The sequence below is a fragment of the Baekduia sp. Peel2402 genome (assembly GCF_052567285.1).
Genome location: NZ_CP199582.1, coordinates 3,696,377 through 3,717,436, shown reverse-complemented (window position 1 = coordinate 3,717,436; position 21,060 = coordinate 3,696,377). Strand labels below are relative to the sequence as shown.

The following is a 21,060-nucleotide window of genomic DNA, read 5'->3' as shown; positions in this document are numbered from 1 at the left end:
CGCGCGCTTTGCGTTCGATTACGTTGAGCCCGATGAGCTACGCGACCACCTACCTGGGCGAAGTCGCCGACATCGCCGGATCGATCTCCCCCGAGGAGATGGAGCGCATGGCCGCCGGGATCGCGGCGGTACGCGAGCGCGGCGGGCGGCTCTTCATCCTGGGAGTCGGCGGCGGCGCGGGGCATGCGTCACACGCCGTAAACGACTTCCGCAAGATCGGCCACATCGAGTCCTACACCCCGTCCGACAACGTCTCGGAGCTGACGGCGCGGGTCAACGACGAGGGCTGGGAGACCACCTACAGCGAGTGGCTGAAGACCTCGCGCGTCAACTCCGACGACGCGCTGCTCGTGTTCTCCGTGGGCGGCGGGTCCAAGGAGCACGAGATCTCCATGAACCTGGTCCGCGCGATGGACCTCGCCGTCGAGGCCGGCGCGCCGGTCTACGCGATCGTCGGGAAGGCCGACGGCCACGCCGCGCAGGTCGCCGACATCGCGATCGTCGTCGAAGCTCCGGCCGCGCGGCGCACGCCGCACGTCGAGTCCTTCCAGGCGATCCTGTGGCACCTCGTCGTGTCCCACCCCGCGGTCGAGGCGCAGCCTGGCAAGTGGGAAGAGGTCGACGGCGCCACCGCCACGTCGTGACCATCGCCTCACAACCTGCGGTCTTCCTCGATCGCGACGGGGTCATCAACGAGCCCGTGCACGACCCGCAGGACGGGCGGCCCGAGGCGCCGCTGCGCGCCCAGGACGTCGCGCTGGCGCCGGGCGCGGTCGAAGGGCTGGCGGAGCTCGCGCGCACCGGGCTGCCGCTGATCGTGGTCTCCAACCAACCGGCGGCCGCCAAGGGCAAGGTCGCCGAGTCCGACCTGGCCGCCGTCCACGCGCGCGTCGTCGAGCTGCTGGCCGCCGAGGGCGTGGCGATCGAGGACTGGCGCTACTGCTTCGATCATCCTGATGCACTTGATGAGGCGCGCCGCGACTGCGCGTGCCGCAAGCCCCGCCCCGGCATGCTCGAGGCGGCCGCGTCCGACCACGGGCTCGACCTGACGGCCAGCTGGATCATCGGCGACACCGACGCGGACGTCGGCGCCGGGCGCGCGGTGGGCGCTGCGACGATCCTGGTGGAACACCCCAAGACCGCGCACCGGCGATCACCGGACCTCGTCGCCGACGTGGTCGTCGGCGACCTCGCCGCCGCCGCGGCCTGGGTCGTCGGCGCGGCCGCGCGATGAGCCTCCGGGTCGGCGTGATCGGCTGCGGGCTGATCGGCCGCAAGCGCGCCGAGGCGCTGGACGGCGACGCGCTGGTCGGCACCTACGACCTCGCCGCGCCGCTCGCCGACGCGCTCGCACGAGACTTCGGGACGACGGCCTGCGCCACGCTCGACGAGCTGTGGGCGCGCACGCCGGACGTCGTGGTCGTCGCGGTCACCCACGACCAGCTCGCGGGCTTGGCGATCGCCGCGCTGGAGCACGGCGCGCACGTCCTGGTCGAGAAGCCGGCGGCCGTGTCGGTCGCGCAGGTCGACGCGATCGAGGCCGCGGCGGAGGCCGCCGGGCGCCGGGTCAAGGTGGGCTTCAACCACCGCTTCCACCCGGCGATCTGGCGCGCCGCAGACGAGGCATTGTCGGGCGCGCACGGCGACGTCATGTTCGTCCGCGGCCGCTACGGCCACGGCGGGCGGCTGGGCATGGAGACCGAATGGCGCAGCGATCCGGCACGCGGCGGCGGCGGGGAGATCGTCGACCAGGGCATGCACCTGCTCGACCTGTCGCACTGGCTGCTCGGCCCGCTGCCGCTGCACAGCGCGCTGCTGCGCACGCAGTTCTGGGACACGGCCGTCGACGACAACGCGGCGCTGCTGCTCGGCGTCCCGGACGACCGGCTCGCTCCGTGGGCGACGCTGCACGTCACCTGGACCGAGTGGAAGAACCTGTTCTCGTTGGAGGTCTACTGCCGCACGGCCAAGCTGCACGTCGAGGGCCTGGTCAAGTCCTATGGGTCACAGCGGCTGACGATCTACAAGATGAGGCCCGAGCTCGGGCCGCCGGATGTCGAGGTCATCGACTACCCGGGCGAGGACGTCTCGTGGCTTGCGGAGTGGCGGCACTTGCGGTCAGCGATCGCCGATGGGTCGCCGGTCCTCGGCGACCTGGCGGACGCGCGCTACGGATGGGCGACGATCGACGAGGCCTACAACATGACCGGCTACGGGCCGGTACGCGAGGGGGTGGGCGCGGCGTGAGCGGGCGGATCCTGGTGACCGGCGGTTCGAAGGGCATCGGCGCGGCCGTGTCGGCGCGGCTGGCGGGCGAAGGGTGGCGTGTGATCGTCGCGGCCCGGGAGCAGGGCGCGATCGACGCGACCGTCTCGGCGCTGCCCGGCGACGGCCACGAGGGCTTGGTGCTCGATGTCGCCGACGCCGACGCGTGGGACGCGGCGGAGCTCGCGCTCACACGCGACCTCGCGGGCGTGGTCTGCGTCGCGGGGACGATCGGGCCGATCGGGCCGGCACCCATCGTCGACCCCGACGCGTTCATGAACACCTTGAAGGTCAACGTCCTCGGCACCTGGCTGGCGGCGCGCGCCACGCGTCCGGCGCTGGAGGCCTCCGGTGGCGCGTTCGTCGCGTTCTCCGGCGGCGGCGCGACCGGGCCACTGGCGCGCTTTGACGCCTACGCCGCCTCGAAGGCCGCGGTCGTGCGCGTTACCGAGAACCTCGCCGCCGACGGTCTACGCGCCAACGCGGTCGCGCCCGGCTTCGTCGTCACCGACCTTCAAGATGATGTTCTTTCTGCCGGGCGCGAACACGTCGGCGACGCGTACTTCGAGAAGGTCGAGCAGGCCGTGGCGCAGGGCGGCGGGGAGTCGCCCGCGCTGGCGGCCGACCTCGTCGCGTTCCTGGTCTCGGACGCCTCGCGCGGCATCGCCGGCAAGCTGCTCAGCGCCCGCTGGGACCCATGGGGCGACGCGGCGTTCCAAGAGCGCCTGCGCACGGAACCGGACCTCGCGGCGCTACGGCGCATCGACGACCAGTTCTTCACCACGACCACCCCAGTGCCCACGCCATGAGCCTCGTCTCCATCGTCGTCCCGGTTTACAACGAACAGGACACCGTCCCGGTGTTCTACGAGCGTGCGGCGGCGATCCTCGACCGCAGCGGGTGTGACTGGGAGATCATCTTCGCGCTCGACCCGTCGACCGACCGCACCAAGGAGGTCATCCTCGACCTGCGTGACGGCGACCAGCGCGTCAAGTTGTTGGAGTTCTCCCGGCGCTTCGGCCAACCGGCCGCGACGCTGGCAGGGTTGGCGGCATCGTCGGGCGACGCGGTCGTCGTCATCGACGTCGACCTGCAGGACCCGCCCGAGCTGATCTTGAAGATGATCGACCGCTGGCGCGAGGGCTTTGACGTCGTCTACGCGCAGCGGCGCACGCGCGAGGGCGAGACGCTGCCCAAGCGCATGGTCGCCGCCGCGGGCTACCGCGTGATCAAGCGGATCGCCGAGGTCGAGATCCCGCCCAACACGGGTGACTTCCGGCTGATGAGCCGGCGCGTGGTCGACCACGTGGTGGCCTTGAACGAGGCCCACGGGTTCCTGCGCGGGCTGGTGGCGCTGGTCGGCTTCCGACAGACGTCGATCCCCTACGACCGCGACGCGCGTGCCGCGGGAGCATCGAAGTACAACAAGTTCTTCGGGTCGATCTACATCGGGCTCAACGGGATCGTGTCGTTCTCGCGCTACCCGCTGCAGCTGATCTCGATTGCGGGATTCGTCTCCGCGCTGCTCGCGTTCCTGCTCGCGCTCGGGTACCTGATCGCCAAGCTGGCAGGTGCGCCGTTCCCGCTCGGCAACCCGACGATCGTGATCATCGTCGCGCTGTTCAGCGGGATCCAGCTGTTCTCGCTGGGGATCATGGGCGAGTACGTGGGCCGCATCTACGACGAGGTCAAGCGGCGGCCGAAGTTCATCGTGGACCAGGCCTACGGGGTCGAGACCGACGGAGCCCGCGAGGGCGCCGCGGCCGTGCGCGAGCGCTACGGGCTCGACCGATGAGCGCGAAAAGCCTCGCCCAGGGGGCTCGTTTTTCGGTCCTGCCGCCCGTCTGCATCCTGGCCGGCGGGCTGGGCACGCGCCTGGGGGCGGCGGTGGCCGACACGCCCAAGCCGATCCTGCCGGTGGCCGGCGAGCCGTTCCTGGTGCACCCGCTGCGGCTGATGGCCTCCTTCGGCCTGCGGCGCGCCGTGATCTGCGTGGGATACCTGGGCGAGAAGGTGGAGGCGACGCTGGGCCGTGAGCGGTTCGGCGTCGAGCTGTTGTACGCCTACGATCCGCCGGGGCTGGCGGGGACCGCGGGGGCGATCCGGCCGGTGCTGGACCTGCTCGACGAACGGTTCTTGGTGTTGTATGGCGACACGTACCTGCGGATCGACTACGGCGCGGTCGATCGGGCGCATGCGGCGAGCGGTCAGATGGCGCTGATGACCGTGCTGCGCAACGGGGGGCGCTGGGATGCGTCGAACGCGTCGTTTGACCCGGCGAGCGGTGCGTTGTCCTACGACAAGCGCGCACCGACGCCCGACATGTCCTGGATCGATTACGGCCTGGGCGTGCTGACGCCGCAGGCGCTGGCGGCCGCCCCGCAGGCCGATGACCTGGCCGACGTCTACGCGGAGCTGTCGCGCCGCGGCGAGCTGGCGGGCTACGAGGCGACCGAACGCTTCTATGAGATCGGGACGCCGGAGACGCTCGCCGAGGCCGACGCGTTCCTGGCGGGCGGCGTGGTGAGGTCGTGACCAGTCGCCAGCGCCGGACCGCGATCTGGGCCGTCGTCGCCATCTTGGTGGCGTGCTTCCTGGCTCTGTCGGTCGTCTCGCAGGTTGGCGACATCAAGGACTTCGACTGGCACTTCTCACCGGGGTGGCTGGCGGCGAGCATCCTCTTGTTCATCGCGTTCCAGGCGATGCACGGCGCGCTGTGGACGCTGCTGGTGCGCGCGACCGGCGGCGATCTGCCGTTCGGCGCGGGAATCCGGATCTTCTCGATCTCCCTGCTGACCCGGTACGTGCCGACGCAGATCCTGATGGCGGTGACCAGGTTGTCCATGTTGGCCGGGCGCGGCGTGCCGCGATCGGTGGCGGCGGCATCGCTGGCCTATGAGTTCCCGCTGGCGGTCGGATCGTCCTTCGCGCTGTCGGTGGCGTTCTTGATCGACTTGCCCGAGCTGAAGGGCCACGACGCGCGCTGGCTCGTGCTGCTGGCGCCGGTGGTCTTGTTGTCGTTGTTGCACCCGAAGATCGTCGATGCGATCGAGAGCCGACTGTCGGCGCGGCTGGGCGTCGAGTCCGAGCACCTGACGCTGCCGCTGACACGGCTGGCGCCGTTCGTCGTCGGCTACGTGCTGTCGTTCGCGGTCGCGGGGCTCGGCGTGTACGCCTTCGCGCGATCGATCTACGCCGACGCTCCGCTGGATCTGCGCGTGCTCACGTCCTACGCGATCGGCTACAGCGCGGCCGTGTTGGCGTTCTTCATCCCCGGTGGGCTGGGTGCTCGCGACGGCGCGACGGCGACCGCGCTGGCGGCGGTGATGCCGAGCAAGGTCGCGATCGCGGCGGCGATCGGCGTTCGCCTGATCCAGACCCTGATCGAGCTCGCCTACGCCGGGACGGCGGAGCTGGCGCACCGCAAGCCGCACCGCCTGCGCAAGAAGGAGCCCGCATGAGCGAGCCGCGGGTGCTGGTCATCGGGCACGGGCTGATCGGGCGCCAGCGGGCGGCCGCGGTGCTCGAGCTGGGCGGTACGTTGGCCGGAACGGTCGACCCGGTCGCGGCGGGGCGCGACGACGCGCCGCACTTCGCCGCGCTGGACGACGTCGCGGCCGACGCCTACGACGCCGCCGTCATCGCGCTGCCGCACGACCTCGCGGTCGAGGCCGCCCAGCGGGTTCTCGCCGCGGGCAAGCCGCTCCTGATCGAGAAGCCCCTCGGCCTGGAGCGCGCGTCTGCGCAGACGCTCCTCGACGCCGCGGCGGCCGTTGAAGCGCCCTCGTTCGTGGGCTACAACTACCGCTTCCTGCCCCACATCCGCCGTGTCCTGGAGGCCGCAGCGGATGGGACGCTCGGCACGCTGCGAACCATCGACATGCTCCTCGGCCACGGCGGCCATCCGCGCAGCGCCGAGGGTTGGAAGCTCGACCCCAAGCTCGCCGGCGGCGGCGTCGTGCTCGATCCCGGCGTCCACCTCCTCGACCTATTGTTGTTGCTGGACCCGGAGATCGAACTGCTGCACGCTGTCGGCACCCGCGGCTTCTGGGGCACCGGCATCGAGGAGGACGTCGTGCTGACCTTCGGCCACGACCGCCTCTTGGCGACGGTGCGGGTCAGCCACATGCGCTGGGTCAACGACTTCCACATCGAGGCCATCGGCGAGGACGGCTACGCGATCGCCACCGGCCGCGGCGGCAACTACGGCTCCCAACACCTACGCCTCGGCCGCCGCTGGGCCTGGTCAGAGCCGTCCGCACCCTCCCAGCGCGAGACCGAGACCACCGCCGACTTCGGCCCGCACAACGTCTCCCTCACCGACGAGCTCGCCGCCGTCCTGGCCCAATGGCGCGGCGCTCCCGCGCCCACCACCGGACCACATCCCGCCACCTTCACCGAGGCCTACAACGTGACCGCGCTCGTCGACGGGGTCTATGACCGCATCGGCCGCGCGACGGCGCCGGCCTAAGCCGGCCGGCGGTACCAGGAGGCGAGGTCGGCGCCGAGGCCGGAGTTCTCCCAGGTGTCGCACTGGGAGCGGCCGACGAAGCCGGAGAGGAGGTGGGAGATGGAGCCGAGGGCGGCGGGTTCCAGGTCTGCGCGGGCGGCGGTGGCGGTGAGCGAGTCGTTGGAGAAGAACTGCAGGTGCTCGCGCTTGAGCGAGTGGTACCAAGGGCCGAAGACTTGAGCCTCGGGGCAGGTGATGTTGGGGGTCTTGATGCCGACGACGCCACCGGGACGCAGGCAGTGGTGGACCTGCTTCATGAACGCCTCGGGGTCGGTGAGGTGCTCGATCAGGTCAAAGAGGACGATCGCGTCGTAGCGCTCGCCCCAGTCCTGCCAGTGGTCGTCCAAGAAACCGCCGTAGGTCTCGTAGCCGTAGGTCTGCTGGGCGACGGCACGAGCGAACGCGCTCACTTCAAGCCCGTCGTGCTCGTAGCCGGCCTCGGCCAACGCGACGCGGAAGTAGCCGTAGCCGCAGCCGATGTCGAGCACGCGACCGGACGCGATCCCGGTGAGCTCGCGCATCTCGCGCACCTGCCGGTGGGCCTTCTCCAAGCGCCAGCCGGCCTGAGCGGTGTAGTCGCCGTAGCCGCCGGCCGACAGCTTGTCGCCCTCGAAGTACTCCTCCTCGTAGGTTGGCGGCTCGCTCTCGCGGGCAAAGCGCTCGCCGTCCCAGCGCACCAGCCAGCCGTGCGCGGTGGCATCGCTGAAGGCCACGCCCCACTCCGGCGACTCGGCGATCGCCGCGTGCAAGAGGCGGCCGTCCTCCACCTCGCCGTCAGCGGGGACGCCATCCGGCCGCGCCAGCGGCTTCAGCGCCGCCCAGCCGGCCGCCAGGCGCACGAGCAGGTCGTCGCCGTCGGCCTCCTCGGCCAGGCGCAACCACTCGCGGAACTGATCCTCGCTCAGGTTCAGCAATCGCAGCAGGCCGTTGCGGAAGTGGTCCTCGGTGTCCTCGTAGCGGATGTCGCCGCGCGGCGAGGTGATCAAGACGGATTCGGTGATGGTCATCGTGGCGGTTCGACGTGGTGGCGCCCCACGATGTGCAACATCAACGTGAAGGCGAAGGTCTGGAAGCCGAGCACGATCAGCGTCAGGCCGAAGACGGCCGAGTGGCTGATCGAGCCCAACGCGAGGTTGTCGCCCAGCCAGCTGATCAACAGCGCGACGTTCGGGATCAGGCCGACGCCGATCAGCGCGGCGGCGATCGCCATCCCGCGGTTGTAGGTCAACCGCCGGAAGGTCCGCTCCGTGAAGCGCGCGTCGAAGTTGTAGTAGATGCGTCCGAGCACCGCCAGCTGCAGCGCGCTGTAGCCGAGCACGGCCGACACGAGCCCGAGCAGCATCCAGTGCAGGTCGAAGCCGATGCCGAGCGTGTCGATCTCACCGGGCGCCAGCGCACCGGTCAGCAGCAGGCCGAGCACCAACATCACCAACCCGGGCCACAGCAAGAAGAAGTCGGGCGCGTACAGGAACATGATCCGCAGGCTGTTCCAGCCCGCCTTCCACGGCTCCGTCCAGCCCTGGCGCACCAGGTGGCTCTCGCGGCCCGGTGGGTCCTTGTAGAACCGGACGGGGACCTCGGAGGTCGCGAACCGGCGCTTGCGCGCCTTGAGGATCATCTCCGAGGCGTACTCCCAGCCCTGGGACTCGAGCTCCATCCGCACCAGCGCGTCGCGCGTCATCGCGCGCATCCCGCAGTGGATGTCGCTAAAGCGCGTGCCGTAGATCCGGTTGAAGATCCACGTCGTCGCCGGCGAGCCGAAGTAGCGGTGCAGCTTGGGCATCGCCGCGGGCTCGATGTAGCCCTTGGTGCGCGTGCCCATCACGAAGTCATTGTGTTGGCGGACCGACTGGACGAAACCCGACAGCAGCCGGAAGTCGTAGGTCAGGTCGCAGTCGCCCATGATCACGATCTCGCCGCGGATGTGCGGGATCGCATCGATGTACGCGCGTCCCAGCCCGCGCAACGGCACCGTCAGGACGCGCGCGCCGTGCTCATGGGCGATCTCCGGCGAGCGGTCGGTGGAGGAGTCGATGATGATGACCTCGCCGGTGACGCCGGCTTCGGTCAGCCCTTCGAAGCACCAGTCGACGAACGTGCCGACGGTCAGCTCCTCGTTGAGGCAGGGGACGACGATCGACACCTCGACCGTCTCGTCGGCCGGGGTCCCGATCGGCGCGGTGAGGACGATCTCGCTCATGATGCGTGGCCGGGACGGGGCGCCCGCGCGAGCACCATCAACTGGGTGCCCGACCGGAACAGGTCGTTGGCGAAGAACATGCGGTACAGCAGGTCGGACGCGGTGATCTGCGCTCGCGAGTACTCCTGGCCTTCGGCGAACGAGTCATACACCTTGCCTGACCCGAGGCGATGAACGCCCCAGCGGTAGGCGGAGTGCAACGGGAAGCCCCACTCCTTTACCTGCACGATCGAGCACCCGTGCCGCTCGAGCGCCTCGACGACGATCGACGAGGTGTAGTGGCGGTAGTGCCCCATCAGCTTGTCGACCGGGCGCACCGGCCCGGTCGGGACCGTGATCAGCACGTACCGGTCGGCCATCGCCACCACGTTGCTCAGCGCGGCCTGCCAGTCGCTGATGTGCTCCAGCGTCTCGCTGCAGACCACCAGGTCGAAGCGGCGGTCCCCCGGGAAGCGCTCGTAGGCGAGGTCAAACGCGGCGAACTCGCAGTCCGGCAGCTCGGCGGCCGCCTGGGCCATGACCGCGGGCGACAGATCACAGCCCGCGCCCTTCCACCCCAGGTCGCGCACCAGCAGCTCGACCAGGAACGGCTGCGCGCAGCCCGCGTCCAGGAACGTGGCGACGTTCGGCAAGCCCCGCACGAGGTCGCGGATCAGCCGGCGGCGGTGGCGCGGCGCCGGCGTGTAGCGATGCGCGTTGTCCCAGGTCGCCGCCACATCACGGTCGGTGTTGGCGGCGTGGGGCGCGAGCTCGCTCGGCGGCTGCGTCGCGGTCACGACGTCACCTCCGCGCCGGCCTCGAGGATGTTGTGGTCGATCGAGTCGATCAGCGCCTCGACCGAGGTGTAGCGGTTGGCCCAGCCGAGCTCGCGTAGCTTGGCGGTGTCGAACCGAACGACGGGGACGTCGCCCTTCCATCCGCGCGCGCCACCGGTGTAGTCGTAGGAGACGTCGGCCGGGTCCAGGCCCAGCCGCGCGCAGCAGAGGTCGGCGATCTCGCGGACCGTCACGTAGTCCTCGGTCCCGGCGTTCCAGACGTCGAAGCCCTCAAACCCGAGGTCCAGCGCAGTCAGCATCGCGTCGGTCACGTCGTCAACGTGGATGTAGGACTTGCTCTGGAGGCCGTCGCCCATGATCCGCAGGTGGCGCGGGTCGCTCAGCAGGCGGCGCACGAAGTCGTAGGTGACGCCGTGCGTCTGGCGCGGGCCGACGACGTTGGCAAAGCGGAAGACGGTCGTGTGCAGCCCGAACATGTGGGCGTAGGCCGACATCATGGCCTCGCACCCGAGCTTGCTCGCGCCGTAGGTCGAGACCGGGTGCAACGGCCCGAACTCCTCGGTTACCGGGATCGTCCCGCGGTCGCCGTAGACGCCGGAGCCCGAGGAATAGACGATCCGCGACACGCCGCAGATCCGCGCCGCCTCGATCGCGTTGTTGGTCAGGAACGTTCCCTGCCAGAAGTCGATCGACGGCTCCTCAACGGCCTTGGCGATGTCCGGGTTGGCGGCGAACAGGAACATCTGCTCACAGCCCCGCATCGCCTCGACGACCGCGTCTAGCTCCTTGAGATCGGCCTGCACGAACGTCAGCCGCTCGTGATCGCGAACCTCCGCCAGGTAGGACTCCGACCCCGAGGAAAGGTTGTCGAAGACCACCACCTCGTGGCCGTCGCGCTCCAGGAGACGGCGCGTCACGTGGCTTCCGATGAACCCGGCGCCGCCCGCGACAAAGGTGCGCGTTGGCAAGGTCATTGCTCTGCTTCCGTAGTCGTTCATGGTGGGTCACTCGACCCTGAGATGTTCGAGAGATAGGACCACGGGCCCGGTCGGCTGCTGCTGGGGCACGGCGGCCATCTCGATCCGCTGGACGCCTCGCTTCAGGCGAAGGGGAATGTCGATCGGCTGACTGGCGCCAGGCAGCGGCATCGTCCCGATGCGGCCGCTGGGCAGCCGCAGGGCCAGCTGCAACTGCGAGCCGTCGGCGACCCCAGGCCCGCGAACCGCGGTCGCGCGCAGATGCACCATGCCCGCGGAAGGCATGACGACCGTCACGAGGATCGGCTGTGGCGTCATCAGCACGTCCATGTCCTGATCGCCGAACTTCAGGTAGCCGCGATCCTTGCGCTGGGCGCCAATCGCGTTGACCTCGGCGATCGCCGGGCCGCCGTGGACGACCTTCGTCGCGATCCGCGAGACCGGCGAGAAGTCGCGGGTCAGCGCAGCCCACAGGCCCGGGTTCGCCGTGCGCAGCTTGTAGTACTGGCCGGTGAACGACAGGGCCAGGCCGAAGAACGATGCCCACACGATCGCCGCGGCGCCCAGGACGGTCAGCCAGCGGCGGCGCGTGCGCAGCCAGAGCAGGAGCGCTCCGAGCAGGAGGAACGACGCGAAGTCGACCTCGTAACGCATCGTCGCGCCCCAGAAGGCCACCGCGGCGAACACGGCCAGGCCAGCGGCGATGGCCGTGAACGCGAGCAGCACCGCGCGCAGGGCCGGCTCCATCCTCCGCGCCCGGAACGGGGCGGCCACGAGCAGCAGCACCAGCGGTGCCAGCACGAGCAGGCCGCCGGTCTGCTCGACGCCGTCGTAGACGGCCGGCACCTTGCCGGGGTACAGCGGCGGCGGGGGCAGCTGGACGAACGGGAACAACGGCGCCAGCCGCGGTGGGGCCACCAGGTAGTACCAGAGCCCGGGCAGCAGATAGGACAAGCTGAACGAGTCGCGCGCGGTCACGTCGACGCCCGCCAGCTGGTAGGTCAGGCCGAACTCCGTCAACGCGCCGAAGCGCAAGGAGTTGTACAACCCGAGCAGCAGCCCGATCGTGACGACCGGGCCCAGCAGCGCTGCCGCGGTGCGCGCACGCCGCTCCCGCGGGGTCTTGCGCAAGAGCCAGACGCTCAGCGCGACGAGCCCGGCCGCGGTGATGGCGTGCGACGGGCGCGAGGCCACCGCGAGCCCGAGCGCGAGGCTGCCCAGCGCGATGCGACGCAGGCTCGGCGCCCGATCGTCCTCGCGCAGGAGCGCGCTCAGCAGCAGCCACGTCCCGAGCATCGCGAAGCAGAGCCCCGCGGTGATCGCCACCTCGTACTTGTCGGGACGGCGGATCGTGTACGGCAAGACGTTGGCAAAGCCCAGCAGCACGATGCCCGCGTTTACCTTCCACACGGCCGCTTGCGGCGCAAAACGGCGCTGGAGCGTCAGCAGGAGCAGCACCGAGAACAACAACCCCAGGAACGCGAAGCCCGCGATGGCCAGCGTTTGGGAGAACGCAAATCCGAGCAGCCGCGCGGGCGCGAACACCAGCAACGCCGGCGCCGGCCCCCAGTAGGAGTACAGCTTGCCGTCGTAGTAGCTGAGGTCGTGGATCGCGAGGTTCTTCCCGTTGACCCCGTTCTCCTGGGGGTTGTAGGGGTTGAGGGCGCCCACGACGTCCAAGGGCGCGTCGCCGAGGTCCAGACGCCCGTGCAGGAACGCGTCCGCCATCTGCCCGGGCACCCCGTCCGCCCCGGACGTGAACTTGATCGGCACCGACGACGCGGCCGTCCAGACGTAGAAGGCCAGGAAGAACGCGAGGAGGCCGACCCGCACCCAAGAGGTGCGAGAGAGCGCTCGGGCGGTGGGGCGCGCCGCGTGCCGGGTGCGTCGCGACCGAGGTGGCGCGTCACCGGCGATGGTCGGCGTGTTCGACACGCCGCCAACCTTCTCCCGAGCCGGCGGCCGTGGCCATAGCCAATCCGGCCTGGGCCGCGATCTCCTATGCCGGTTGGCATGGCTGAGCGATCAGCCTGCCGCCTGTCAACCCGTAGTCCCACAACCGCATCGAAGCCATCCATGATGCAGCCACGATGATCGAGACGATCCAGACCAAGATCTTCGCCGACGGCGCCGATCTCGACAGCATCCTGCGGCTCGCCGCTGATCCGCTCATCAGCGGGTTCACGACGAACCCGACGCTGATGTGGAAGGCGGGTCTGACCGATTACGGCGACTTCGCGCTGCGGCTGCTGGAGCGCATTCGCGACAAGCCGATCTCGTTCGAGGTCTTCGCGGACACCGAGTCTGAGATTCGCCGCCAGGCGCGGTTGCTGGCCAGCACTGGTCCCAACGTGTACGTGAAGATCCCGGTCACGACGACCTCCGGCGAGTCGATGGCGCCGCTCGTGCGCGAGCTGTCCGAAGACGGCGTCCAGGTCAACGTCACGGCGCTGTTCACGACCGCGCAGGTCGAGCTGATCACGGCCGCGGTCGCCGACGGCGCGCCCTCATGCATCTCGGTCTTCGCCGGGCGCGTCGCCGACGCCGGCATCGATCCGCTGCCGATCATGCAGCAGTCGCTGCGGATCATGGAGGCGGCGCCGCGCGCCGAGCTGATCTGGGCCAGCCCCCGCGAGGTGCTCAACCTCGTCCAGGCCAACGCGATCGGCTGCGACATCATCACGATGACGCACGATCTGCTGCCCAAGGTCAAGAGCCTGGGCAAGGACCTCAACCTGTTCTCGCTCGAGACCGTCCAGATGTTCCGTCGCGACGCCGTCGCCGCCGGCTTCTCCCTCTAGCGGCGCGGACCACACCAGACTGATGCGACGGGCCCTGATCACCGGCGGTGCCGGCTTCCTCGGCAGCACGCTGGCCGACCGCCTCCTCGACGACGGCGTCGAGGTCGCGATCCTCGACGACTTCCGGACCGGCCGGCAGGAGTTCGTCGCCGACGCGCTGGAGCGCGGCGCCGACCTCTTCGAGGGCGACGTCCTCGACGAGGACCTGCTCGAGTCCGCGATCGCCGGCGCCGACATCGTCTTTCACCTCCAAGCCAACGCCGACGTGCGCCGCGGCCTGGAGCACCCGCGCAAGGACCTGCGCGAGAACGCGATCGCGACCTCGAACGTCTTGGAGGCGATGCGCGCCGCCGGCGTGCACCGGATCGCGTTCTCCTCGACCGGCTCGGTGTACGGCGAGCCGGACGTCAGCCCGACGCCCGAGGACGCGCCGTTCCCGGTCCAGACCTCGCTTTACGGCGCGTCGAAGGTCGCGGCCGAGGGCCTGATCAGCGCCTACGTGCACGGGTTCGGCTTCTCGGCGACCGTGTTTCGCCTGGTGTCGCTGCTCGGCGAGCGCTACACGCACGGCCACGTCATCGACTTCTACCGCGCGCTGCGCCGCGACCCGACGCGCCTGCGCGTGCTCGGCGACGGCCGCCAGGAGAAGAGCTACCTGTACGTCAAGGACTGCGTCGAGGCGATGGTGATGGCCACCGAGCACCAGGGCGAGGCCCCGGGCCTGGGCGTCTACAACCTCGGCACCGACGCGACCGTGGTCGTCGACGAGTCGGTCGCGCTGATCACCGCGCACCTCGGCGTCAACCCGACGATCGAGAAGGCCGGCGGCCGGCGCGGCTGGGCCGGCGACTCCCCGCTGATCAAGTTGGACATCTCGAAGATCCGCGCGCTCGGCTGGGCGCCGACCTTGTCCATCCCCGAGGCGATCGGCCGGACGCTGGACTGGCTGGACTCCGAACCCGCGATCGCCCTGCCGTCGGAGACCGTCGCGTCATGAGCGTCATCTACTCCCGTGCCCCGCTGCGCATCTCGCTCGGCGGCGGCGGCACCGACCTGCCGTCCTACTACAGCGAGCACGGCGGCTACCTGATCAGCGGGTCGATCGACAAGTACGTGTACATGCTCACGCACACGGTCTTCCAGAAGCGCTATCGGTTGAAGTACAACCAGATGGAGGAGGTCGACGCGCCCGGCGACGTCGTCCACCCCATCTTCCGCGAGGCGCTCAGCCGCCACTGGGAGGGCAGCCCGCTGGAGATCGCGGTCATCGCCGACGTCCCGGCCGGCACCGGCATGGGCTCCTCGGGCGCGTTCACGGTCTGCCTGCTCAAGTCCTTGTACTTGGCTCGCCGCCGCTCGATCACGCCCGGCGCGCTGGCCGAGCGCGCCTGCGAGATCGAGATCGACGTGCTCAAGGAGCCGGTCGGCAAGCAGGACCAGTACGTCTCCGCGCACGGCGGGATCTGCGCGTATGAGTTCGGCACCGACGGCTCGGTGACCGTCGACCCGCTGGAGATCGACGACCGCACGATGCGCCAACTGCGCAACAACATGCTCTTGTTCTACACCGGCGAGGCGCGGTCGGCCTCCAAGGTCCTCTCCCACCAGGTCAAGCAGTCGGCGGCCAACGACCAGGTCATGCTCGAGAACCTGCACCGCACCAAGGAGATGGGCCACCTCAGCCGCGAGCTGCTGGAGGCCGGCGACCTGGAGGCTTACGCCGAGCTGATGCACGAGCACTGGGAGAACAAGCGCAAGCGCTCTCCCGGGATGACCGACGAGCGCATCGACACGCTCTACACGCTGGCCCGCCGCTCGGGCTGCATCGGCGGCAAGCTCGTCGGCGCGGGCGGCGGCGGGTTCTTGTTGGTCTACGCCCGCCACCCTGACGACACGCGCCAGGCGATGGCCGCCGCAGGCGCGGCCGAGTTGCCGTTCGACTTCGAGTTCCGCGGCGCGATCGGCAACGAGGCGATCTAGAACGCAGCCCGCAGCGCCGCGAGCTCACGCGCCGGGCCCGACCGCCGCGCGCCCGCGGCGACGACCTCGCTGAGCAGCGCCTCCACGGCGTCGGTCCGGTCGTCGACCGTCATCCAGTCGCCGTCGGCGATCCCGTTGGCCAGCGCGGCCAGCGCGTCGCGGTCGGCGTCCAGTCCGTGCAAGATTCCCGCCAGGTCGCGCGCGTCGCCCGCCTCAAAGAGCCGGCCGTTCTCGCCGTCGCGCACCGCCTCTGGCAGCGCGCCCAGCCGCGACGCGACCACCGGGATCCCGCACGCGAACGCCTCGCGCGCCGCGATCGAATAGGTCTCCCACACGATCGACGGCACCAGGGCCAGGTCGATGCCGGTCAGCAGCCTCGGGAGCTCCGCCGGCTGGAAGGCGCCCGCGAACTGCAGCGTCAACCCGGGCACCCGGGCGGCCAACGCCCGCAGCGCGTCCGCGTAGTCCTCGACGACCTTGCCAAACAGCGTGTAGTGGATCTCCCCGATCTCGGCCAGGCGCAGGGCCTGTATGACCGTGTGGATGCCCTTGTGCCCGGTGACGACCCCGACGCTCGCCAGCCGCAGCGGCTCCTGCGGCGCCCGCCGGACCGGCCGCGGCCCGCCCACGCCGGGCAGCCCGACACCGTTGCCGAGCACGTAGATCGGCGTCCGTGCCGCGCCGGCGTCGCGCGCCTCGGCGAAGTACTCGGCGACGAAGCGCGACGGGGCGAGCACCGCGTCCGCGTCGCGCAGCGCCTGGCCGAACTCCAGCGCGCGCAGCGACCAGCGCGCCTCGGCCTGCTCCTGGTGGCCGAAGCAGTGCGCCGCGCAAGCGCGCCCGCCCTCCGGCCCGCCGCAGCGCGAGCCGTCGACGCGCTGAAGGTGCGCCAGCGGGCAGGCGGTGTAGAAGTCGTGCAGCTCCAAGACCGTCGGGATCCCCCAGCGCTGCGCGACCGCGACGTCGCCCGCCGACTGGTGCAGCAGGTGCGCGAAGACCACCACGTCGGGCGTGGCCTCGGCCAGCACCCGCTCGAAGATGCGCTCCAGCAGGTCCTCGCGGCCCGGGAAGAGCCCGAACGTCGAGTCGCCGCCCGCGATCCGGATGACCGGGACGCCGTCGACGCGGTCGCGCTCCAGCGCGAGCGTCGGCGGCGCCTGCGTCGGGCGGCGCGTGAGCACGGTCACGTCGTGACCGCGCGCGGCCAGCGACGTCGCCGTCTGATGGGCGACCCGCTCGACGCCCGCGATCCCGTAGGGCGGGAAGCCGTGGCTGACGATCAGAACCCGCATGCCGCGCTCCGTCGCGTCAGCTCCGCCGCAGCCAGAACGCGCCAGGGCGGCACCCAGGGGCGAACGTCGGGACGACCTGCCCCACCCGCTCCGGGAACTCCGCCGCCAGCAGCGACGTCGGCAGCACGACCTCGAACGCCGAGTTGTAGGCCAGGAACGCTTGCAGCAGGTACTGCTCGGCCCAGAGGTAGCGGAACTGCGTGAACCAGTTCTCCGGGTACTCGAACGGCAGGAAGATGTCGTGGAAGTGGACGATCACGCCGGGCGCCAGCCGCGGCAGCACGTCCAAGATGATGTGGTTGACGTCACTGCCGAGCTTGACCGTGTGCGTGGTGTCGACGAACAGGACGTCGCCGGACTCCAGCTCCTCGAACGCCGACATCGGGACGTCGGTCGCCATGATCGGCGCGAAGCGGCTGCCCTCGGGCGGCGTATCGCCGAAGATGAAGTCGCGTGGGTACGGGTCGTAGGCGACGTGGTCGGTGACCGTGCCGTCGGCGACGTTGCGCCGCACCGCCTGGTTGATCAACAGCGTGGTGTAGCCGGAGCCCAGCTCCACGACGCGCGCCGGCTTGCTCGCCCGGACCATGGCGTACAGCAGCTCGGCGTCGACCGGCCCGTAATTGTCGTTGTTGAGGAAGAACTCCCCGGGCGGGCGGGGCCCGTCCAGCGGCATGTCGGCCAGCTCGGCGACGTAGGGCGCCAGGTCGCGCTCGACGCCCGCCATCGCGCTCTCGGCGTCCATCGTGATCCCGCCCAGCTCCGAGCGCCGGGAGAAGATGTCGGCGGGCAGCTCGTCGAGGTTCGGGATCGGGCTGTAGAAGTTGCTCTCGACGACGTCGTAGCGCCCCTTGGGCAGGACGAGGTAGTCGCCGGCCTCGAACTGCTCGTGCCGGCCACGCGGAATCAGCAGCTGGTCGTCGGGGACCGCTGGGGCGATTGGAGCCGGCGCGGGCGCGGGTGCCGTCCCCCGCCGCACGACGTCGAAGCCGGCCGCGCCCGCCAGCGCGCGGACGACGCGCCCGGTGGCGCGGCGCGCCTGGATCATGGTGCTGTTGGTGTTGGTCATGAAGCCTCGTCCCTCGCGGCCCGCCGGCGCATGGCGACCACGCGCGAGAACGCGTCGACGGCCTCGCGCGGGAACGCCTCGTGGTTGGTCCCGAGCCATTGCCCGCTGGCCTGCGCGACGCGCCGCAGCACGGACTCGACCTGCCACCACGCCAGCTCGTCGCCCGTCAGCCCGCTTTGGGCCAGGAACGCCCAGTCGCCGGCGACCATGCCGCGCACCAGCGGCTCGACGTCGGCCGCGGCCAGCGAGCGGCCGACGATGTCGTGGTTGGCGATGCCGTCGTCGACGTTGCGCGTGAAGCGCTCGCGCAGCGAGTAGGCGTGGGAGTGCAGCGCGTGCGACGCCGGCTCGTGGACCAGCGCGAGCCCCGACTCGAGGACCTCCTGGGCCCACAGCAGGTCCTCGCCGATCGCGCGCACGGCGCGGAACGGCAGGCGGCGGACGTGCTCGGCGCGCAGCGCGGCGGCGACCGTGTGGAAGTTCGCGAGCAGCCGGCGCTCCTCCGGCGAGGCGCCGGCCCACCTGCCGTAATCGTCGATCCGCTTGACCGAGCGAACCGACGAGCCGCTGGGGTCAAGCTCGCCGTCGCGGCGCGCGAGCAGGTCGGCGTCCGGGTGCGGCGTGACGCGGCTGCACGCGCCGGCGACGGTGGGATCGTCGTCGAGCGCGGCGACGAGCGGCGCGAGCCAGCGGTTGCCGAGCGGGCGCGTGTTGTGCGTCAGCAGGACGAGAACGTCGCCGGATGCGTGCTGGGCGGCGAGGTTGCGCGTCAGCCCGTGGTCGAAGTCGGCCGGGTCGATCCCGATGATCGTCGCGTCGAACTCGGCGAGCACGTCGCGGCTCTCATCGGTCGAGGCGCTGTCGACGGCGACGATCTCCAGCTCGGCGTCCAGCTCTTGACCGAGCAGCACCGGGAGCTGCTCGCGCAGGTCGGCGGCGCCGTCCTTGACCGGCAGCAGCACAGACACCAGCCGCGGCGACGCGCCCGTCGCCCCCGGCAGCCGGTGGCGGCCGCCCCGGCGCAGCACCTCGGCGCCGCGCGCGGGCTCCGGTGCCCGGCCGGCGAGGCGCGCGTCCTCGGTCACGCGCTGCTCGTCCAAGCCCGCGCGGATGCGCACGCCCTCTAGCTCCATCACCTGCGCGGTGCGCCGGCGCAGCAGCGTCGCGAGCGGATCCTCCTCGGCGCCCTCCAGGTCGACGGCGGCCAGCAGCGGCGACGCGACGACGCGCAGCGGCGGGAACGCCCCGTACTCCACCCGCAGGAGGCCGTCGGCGACGTAGTGGCCGAGGTCGTCCGGGACGACCTTGCCCGCCCAGCGCTCGTGGTAGAGGCGGTCGTTGTGCTCGGTGGACTCCGGCTTGCCGGTCGGCCAGCGGGTCACGGACTCCAAGTGGTACAGGACGCTGCGCGCGCAGTAGCGCACCGTGCGTCCCGCCTCGCGCAAGCGCAGGCAGAGGTCGACGTCCTCGTAGCCGTTGAGGTAGTCGGTGTCGAAGCCGCCCATCGTGTCCAGGTCGGTGCGGGGGACCAGCACGCAGGCGGCGGTGACCGCAGCCAGCTCGCGGCTGCGCAGGACCGCCGGATGCTCGCCGGGGAAGCCCGGGTACAGGTGCCGCGGCCAGCGGTCCTGGCCGATCGCGATCCCGGCGTGTTGCACGGTCCCGTCCGGGTAGAGCAGCCGCGCGCCGATCGCGCCCGCCTCGGGGTGCTCGGCGGCTTCGTCGACGAGCGCGTCGAGCCAACCGTCCAGCGGGATCGTGTCGTTGTTGAGGAACACGACGTGGTCGGCGGTGGGGACCGCCGCGGCGCCGGTGTTGCAGGCGTGCGCGAAGCCGCGGTTGTCCTCGTGGGTGAGCGCCACGACGCCGGCGTCGGCGTACTCGGCCAGCAGCTCGGGCGTGCGGTCGGCGCCCGCGTCGTCGACGACGACGATCGTCATCGTGCAGCGCCGCGGCGGCGACTGCAGAAGCGCGTCCAAGCACGGGCGCAGGACGTGCGCCCCGTTGTACGTCGGGATGACGACGCCGACGTGCGGGAGCGCGGAGCGGCCGTTGGCGTCAGCCACGCGCCCGGGCCAGCCAGGACCGCGCCCGGCCGGCGACGCCAAGCACCGACGTCCGGCGGTACCGGCGCAGCTGGACGTTGAGGTCGCGGATCTGGCCGACCTGCTGCTCGATGGCCTTGGCCTGCTCGCCGCTCCAGGCCTGGTCGCCGGAGCGCAGCTCGCTGACGCGTCCGACCTCGCGGCGCAGGAGGTCGATCTCGGCCTCGCGCTCCAGCAGCGCGTCGTTGGCCTCGATCAGCGCGCGGCGCAGCTCGCCCTCGCGGCCGGTCAGCTTCGCGATCGCGGCGCCGAGCTCGTCGGCCTCGGCGCGCGCGTGCTCGAGCGCGAGCGCGAGGTCGTCGCGCTGGAGCTCCACGTCGGCGCGCGCGCCGGCCTGCTCGCGCATCCGCTCCTGCAGCGCGCGCATGCCGGGCTGGGCCATCGGCAGCGCCTGGACCACGAACTGGTAGGTGCGCGCGTCGGGGTCCTCGTCGAGGCGGCGGCGGACCTCGCCGGGCACGCCGGCGGCGTCGAACGGCACCTCGGAGGCGTCGAAGACGAGGTCGTGGCGGTGCAGCACGACGAGGCCGAGGTCGGCCTCGTCGAGCATCCGCTCGAGGCTCTCGCGGGTGAAGAAGGTCTTGTGCGTGCGGTCGAGCAGCCCGATGTCGCGGTAGTCGAAGCGGCCCTGCAGCAGCGCGAGCCGGATGCTACCGTGCGCGACGTTGGGGACGGACGCCACGAGCGTGCCGCCCTCGGCCAGGAACGGCGTCAGCCGGCGCAGGACCGCCAGCGGGTCGACGAGGTGCTCGAGCACGTCGGCGGCGACGATCACGTCGAAGCGGTCGTCGCCCAGCTCGGCGTCCAGGTCGATCTCGTCGAGGTCGCCGACGATCACGCGCTCCAAGTGCTCGGCGGCGCGCTCGGCCATCTCGGGGTCGAGCTCGATCCCGACCACGGAGCACCCGCGCGCCTTGAACGCCGCGGACATGTACCCGGTCGCCGGCCCGAGCTCCAGGACGCGCCGGTTCTCGCCCACGAGACGGGCGACGTCGCCGTGGACGCTCTCGGCCTCGAGGTCGGTGACGGCGAAGTCGTACCGCGGCGCGTCGGAGGACGACGTGTCTTCGGCAGGCCTGCTCACA

At 71.0% G+C, this 21,060-nt stretch carries 20 protein-coding genes; 11 read left to right on the top strand and 9 right to left on the bottom strand.

The genetic code is table 11. The annotated features are described in order from the left end of the window. Positions 1–32: 32 nt before the first annotated feature. Genes ACT01A_RS18130 through ACT01A_RS18095 form a run of 8 tightly spaced genes read left to right on the top strand, consistent with a single transcriptional unit; the run spans position 33 to position 6,736 of the window. Complete coding sequence (locus ACT01A_RS18130) at positions 33–644, top strand: SIS domain-containing protein (protein ID WP_445148495.1); 612 nt, start codon at positions 33–35, stop codon at positions 642–644. Next, the gene (locus tag ACT01A_RS18125; protein WP_445148494.1) at positions 641–1,234 is read left to right on the top strand and encodes a D-glycero-alpha-D-manno-heptose-1,7-bisphosphate 7-phosphatase; all 594 of its coding nucleotides are present in this window, start codon (positions 641–643) and stop codon (positions 1,232–1,234) included. The genes ACT01A_RS18130 and ACT01A_RS18125 overlap by 4 nt, the downstream gene beginning before the upstream one ends. Further along, positions 1,231–2,247, top strand: a complete 1,017-nt coding sequence (locus ACT01A_RS18120) for a Gfo/Idh/MocA family protein (RefSeq protein WP_445148493.1) — start codon at positions 1,231–1,233, stop codon at positions 2,245–2,247. The genes ACT01A_RS18125 and ACT01A_RS18120 overlap by 4 nt, the downstream gene beginning before the upstream one ends. After that, positions 2,244–3,074: an SDR family NAD(P)-dependent oxidoreductase gene (locus ACT01A_RS18115; RefSeq protein ID WP_445148492.1), complete on the top strand. Its 831-nt coding sequence runs from the start codon at positions 2,244–2,246 to the stop codon at positions 3,072–3,074. The genes ACT01A_RS18120 and ACT01A_RS18115 overlap by 4 nt, the downstream gene beginning before the upstream one ends. After that, a complete protein-coding gene (locus ACT01A_RS18110; protein WP_445148491.1) occupies positions 3,071–4,060 on the top strand; it encodes a glycosyltransferase family 2 protein in 990 nt (329 codons plus the stop codon). The genes ACT01A_RS18115 and ACT01A_RS18110 overlap by 4 nt, the downstream gene beginning before the upstream one ends. Then, positions 4,057–4,800: a sugar phosphate nucleotidyltransferase gene (locus ACT01A_RS18105; RefSeq protein ID WP_445148490.1), complete on the top strand. Its 744-nt coding sequence runs from the start codon at positions 4,057–4,059 to the stop codon at positions 4,798–4,800. Before ACT01A_RS18110 ends, ACT01A_RS18105 begins: the two co-directional genes overlap by 4 nt. Continuing rightward, positions 4,797–5,726, top strand: a complete 930-nt coding sequence (locus tag ACT01A_RS18100; protein ID WP_445148489.1) for a lysylphosphatidylglycerol synthase domain-containing protein — start codon at positions 4,797–4,799, stop codon at positions 5,724–5,726. The genes ACT01A_RS18105 and ACT01A_RS18100 overlap by 4 nt, the downstream gene beginning before the upstream one ends. Continuing rightward, complete coding sequence (locus tag ACT01A_RS18095; RefSeq protein WP_445148488.1) at positions 5,723–6,736, top strand: Gfo/Idh/MocA family protein; 1,014 nt, start codon at positions 5,723–5,725, stop codon at positions 6,734–6,736. The genes ACT01A_RS18100 and ACT01A_RS18095 overlap by 4 nt, the downstream gene beginning before the upstream one ends. Here the strand turns inward: ACT01A_RS18095 and ACT01A_RS18090 are convergent. The 5 genes from ACT01A_RS18090 to ACT01A_RS18070 all read right to left on the bottom strand — a co-directional run bounded on the left by ACT01A_RS18090 (position 6,733) and on the right by ACT01A_RS18070 (position 12,561). Beyond that, on the bottom strand, positions 6,733–7,782 hold the full coding sequence (locus ACT01A_RS18090) for a class I SAM-dependent methyltransferase (RefSeq protein WP_445148487.1): 1,050 nt from the start codon (positions 7,780–7,782) through the stop codon (positions 6,733–6,735). The two genes, ACT01A_RS18095 and ACT01A_RS18090, sit on opposite strands and share 4 nt — an antisense overlap. Beyond that, entirely contained in the window at positions 7,779–8,975 is a 1,197-nt protein-coding gene (locus tag ACT01A_RS18085; protein WP_445148486.1) for a glycosyltransferase family 2 protein, read from the bottom strand. Before ACT01A_RS18085 ends, ACT01A_RS18090 begins: the two co-directional genes overlap by 4 nt. Beyond that, entirely contained in the window at positions 8,972–9,751 is a 780-nt protein-coding gene (locus ACT01A_RS18080) for a class I SAM-dependent methyltransferase (protein ID WP_445148485.1), read from the bottom strand. Before ACT01A_RS18080 ends, ACT01A_RS18085 begins: the two co-directional genes overlap by 4 nt. Further along, positions 9,748–10,668, bottom strand: a complete 921-nt coding sequence (locus ACT01A_RS18075; protein WP_445148484.1) for an NAD-dependent epimerase/dehydratase family protein — start codon at positions 10,666–10,668, stop codon at positions 9,748–9,750. The genes ACT01A_RS18080 and ACT01A_RS18075 overlap by 4 nt, the downstream gene beginning before the upstream one ends. 87 nt (positions 10,669–10,755) lie before the next feature. Then, complete coding sequence (locus tag ACT01A_RS18070) at positions 10,756–12,561, bottom strand: hypothetical protein (RefSeq protein WP_445148483.1); 1,806 nt, start codon at positions 12,559–12,561, stop codon at positions 10,756–10,758. Between the two features lie 257 nt (positions 12,562–12,818). On the opposite strand from ACT01A_RS18070, the gene ACT01A_RS18065 reads away from it, so the two are divergent. From ACT01A_RS18065 to ACT01A_RS18055, 3 genes are read left to right on the top strand one after another with little or no spacing between them, the layout of a single operon-like run. Next, positions 12,819–13,529, top strand: a complete 711-nt coding sequence (locus tag ACT01A_RS18065; protein WP_445148482.1) for a transaldolase — start codon at positions 12,819–12,821, stop codon at positions 13,527–13,529. 22 nt (positions 13,530–13,551) lie between these two features. Continuing rightward, on the top strand, positions 13,552–14,526 hold the full coding sequence (locus tag ACT01A_RS18060; RefSeq protein WP_445148481.1) for an NAD-dependent epimerase/dehydratase family protein: 975 nt from the start codon (positions 13,552–13,554) through the stop codon (positions 14,524–14,526). Then, positions 14,523–15,509 (top strand): GHMP family kinase ATP-binding protein, encoded by a 987-nt coding sequence (locus ACT01A_RS18055; protein WP_445148480.1) that lies wholly within the window; start codon positions 14,523–14,525, stop codon positions 15,507–15,509. The genes ACT01A_RS18060 and ACT01A_RS18055 overlap by 4 nt, the downstream gene beginning before the upstream one ends. Here ACT01A_RS18055 and ACT01A_RS18050 read toward each other — a convergent pair. Genes ACT01A_RS18050 through ACT01A_RS18035 form a run of 4 tightly spaced genes read right to left on the bottom strand, consistent with a single transcriptional unit; the run spans position 15,506 to position 21,059 of the window. Then, entirely contained in the window at positions 15,506–16,801 is a 1,296-nt protein-coding gene (locus ACT01A_RS18050) for a glycosyltransferase (RefSeq protein ID WP_445148479.1), read from the bottom strand. The two genes, ACT01A_RS18055 and ACT01A_RS18050, sit on opposite strands and share 4 nt — an antisense overlap. A gap of 16 nt (positions 16,802–16,817) precedes the next feature. Continuing rightward, the gene (locus tag ACT01A_RS18045; protein ID WP_445148478.1) at positions 16,818–17,870 is read right to left on the bottom strand and encodes a class I SAM-dependent methyltransferase; all 1,053 of its coding nucleotides are present in this window, start codon (positions 17,868–17,870) and stop codon (positions 16,818–16,820) included. After that, positions 17,867–19,936, bottom strand: a complete 2,070-nt coding sequence (locus ACT01A_RS18040) for a glycosyltransferase family 2 protein (RefSeq protein WP_445148477.1) — start codon at positions 19,934–19,936, stop codon at positions 17,867–17,869. Before ACT01A_RS18040 ends, ACT01A_RS18045 begins: the two co-directional genes overlap by 4 nt. Next, complete coding sequence (locus ACT01A_RS18035) at positions 19,929–21,059, bottom strand: methyltransferase domain-containing protein (protein ID WP_445148476.1); 1,131 nt, start codon at positions 21,057–21,059, stop codon at positions 19,929–19,931. Before ACT01A_RS18035 ends, ACT01A_RS18040 begins: the two co-directional genes overlap by 8 nt. Position 21,060: the final 1 nt, after the last annotated feature.

Coding starts and splice junctions, on each gene's coding strand:
- ACT01A_RS18110 (WP_445148491.1), top strand. CDS start 3,071: ATGAGCCTCGTCTCCATCGTCGTCCCGGTTTACAACGAACAGGACACC.
- ACT01A_RS18095 (WP_445148488.1), top strand. CDS start 5,723: ATGAGCGAGCCGCGGGTGCTGGTCATCGGGCACGGGCTGATCGGGCGC.
- ACT01A_RS18050 (WP_445148479.1), bottom strand. CDS start 16,801: ATGCGGGTTCTGATCGTCAGCCACGGCTTCCCGCCCTACGGGATCGCG.
- ACT01A_RS18120 (WP_445148493.1), top strand. CDS start 1,231: ATGAGCCTCCGGGTCGGCGTGATCGGCTGCGGGCTGATCGGCCGCAAG.
- ACT01A_RS18055 (WP_445148480.1), top strand. CDS start 14,523: ATGAGCGTCATCTACTCCCGTGCCCCGCTGCGCATCTCGCTCGGCGGC.
- ACT01A_RS18045 (WP_445148478.1), bottom strand. CDS start 17,870: ATGACCAACACCAACAGCACCATGATCCAGGCGCGCCGCGCCACCGGG.
- ACT01A_RS18105 (WP_445148490.1), top strand. CDS start 4,057: ATGAGCGCGAAAAGCCTCGCCCAGGGGGCTCGTTTTTCGGTCCTGCCG.
- ACT01A_RS18090 (WP_445148487.1), bottom strand. CDS start 7,782: ATGACCATCACCGAATCCGTCTTGATCACCTCGCCGCGCGGCGACATC.
- ACT01A_RS18130 (WP_445148495.1), top strand. CDS start 33: ATGAGCTACGCGACCACCTACCTGGGCGAAGTCGCCGACATCGCCGGA.
- ACT01A_RS18060 (WP_445148481.1), top strand. CDS start 13,552: ATGCGACGGGCCCTGATCACCGGCGGTGCCGGCTTCCTCGGCAGCACG.
- ACT01A_RS18065 (WP_445148482.1), top strand. CDS start 12,819: ATGATCGAGACGATCCAGACCAAGATCTTCGCCGACGGCGCCGATCTC.
- ACT01A_RS18085 (WP_445148486.1), bottom strand. CDS start 8,975: ATGAGCGAGATCGTCCTCACCGCGCCGATCGGGACCCCGGCCGACGAG.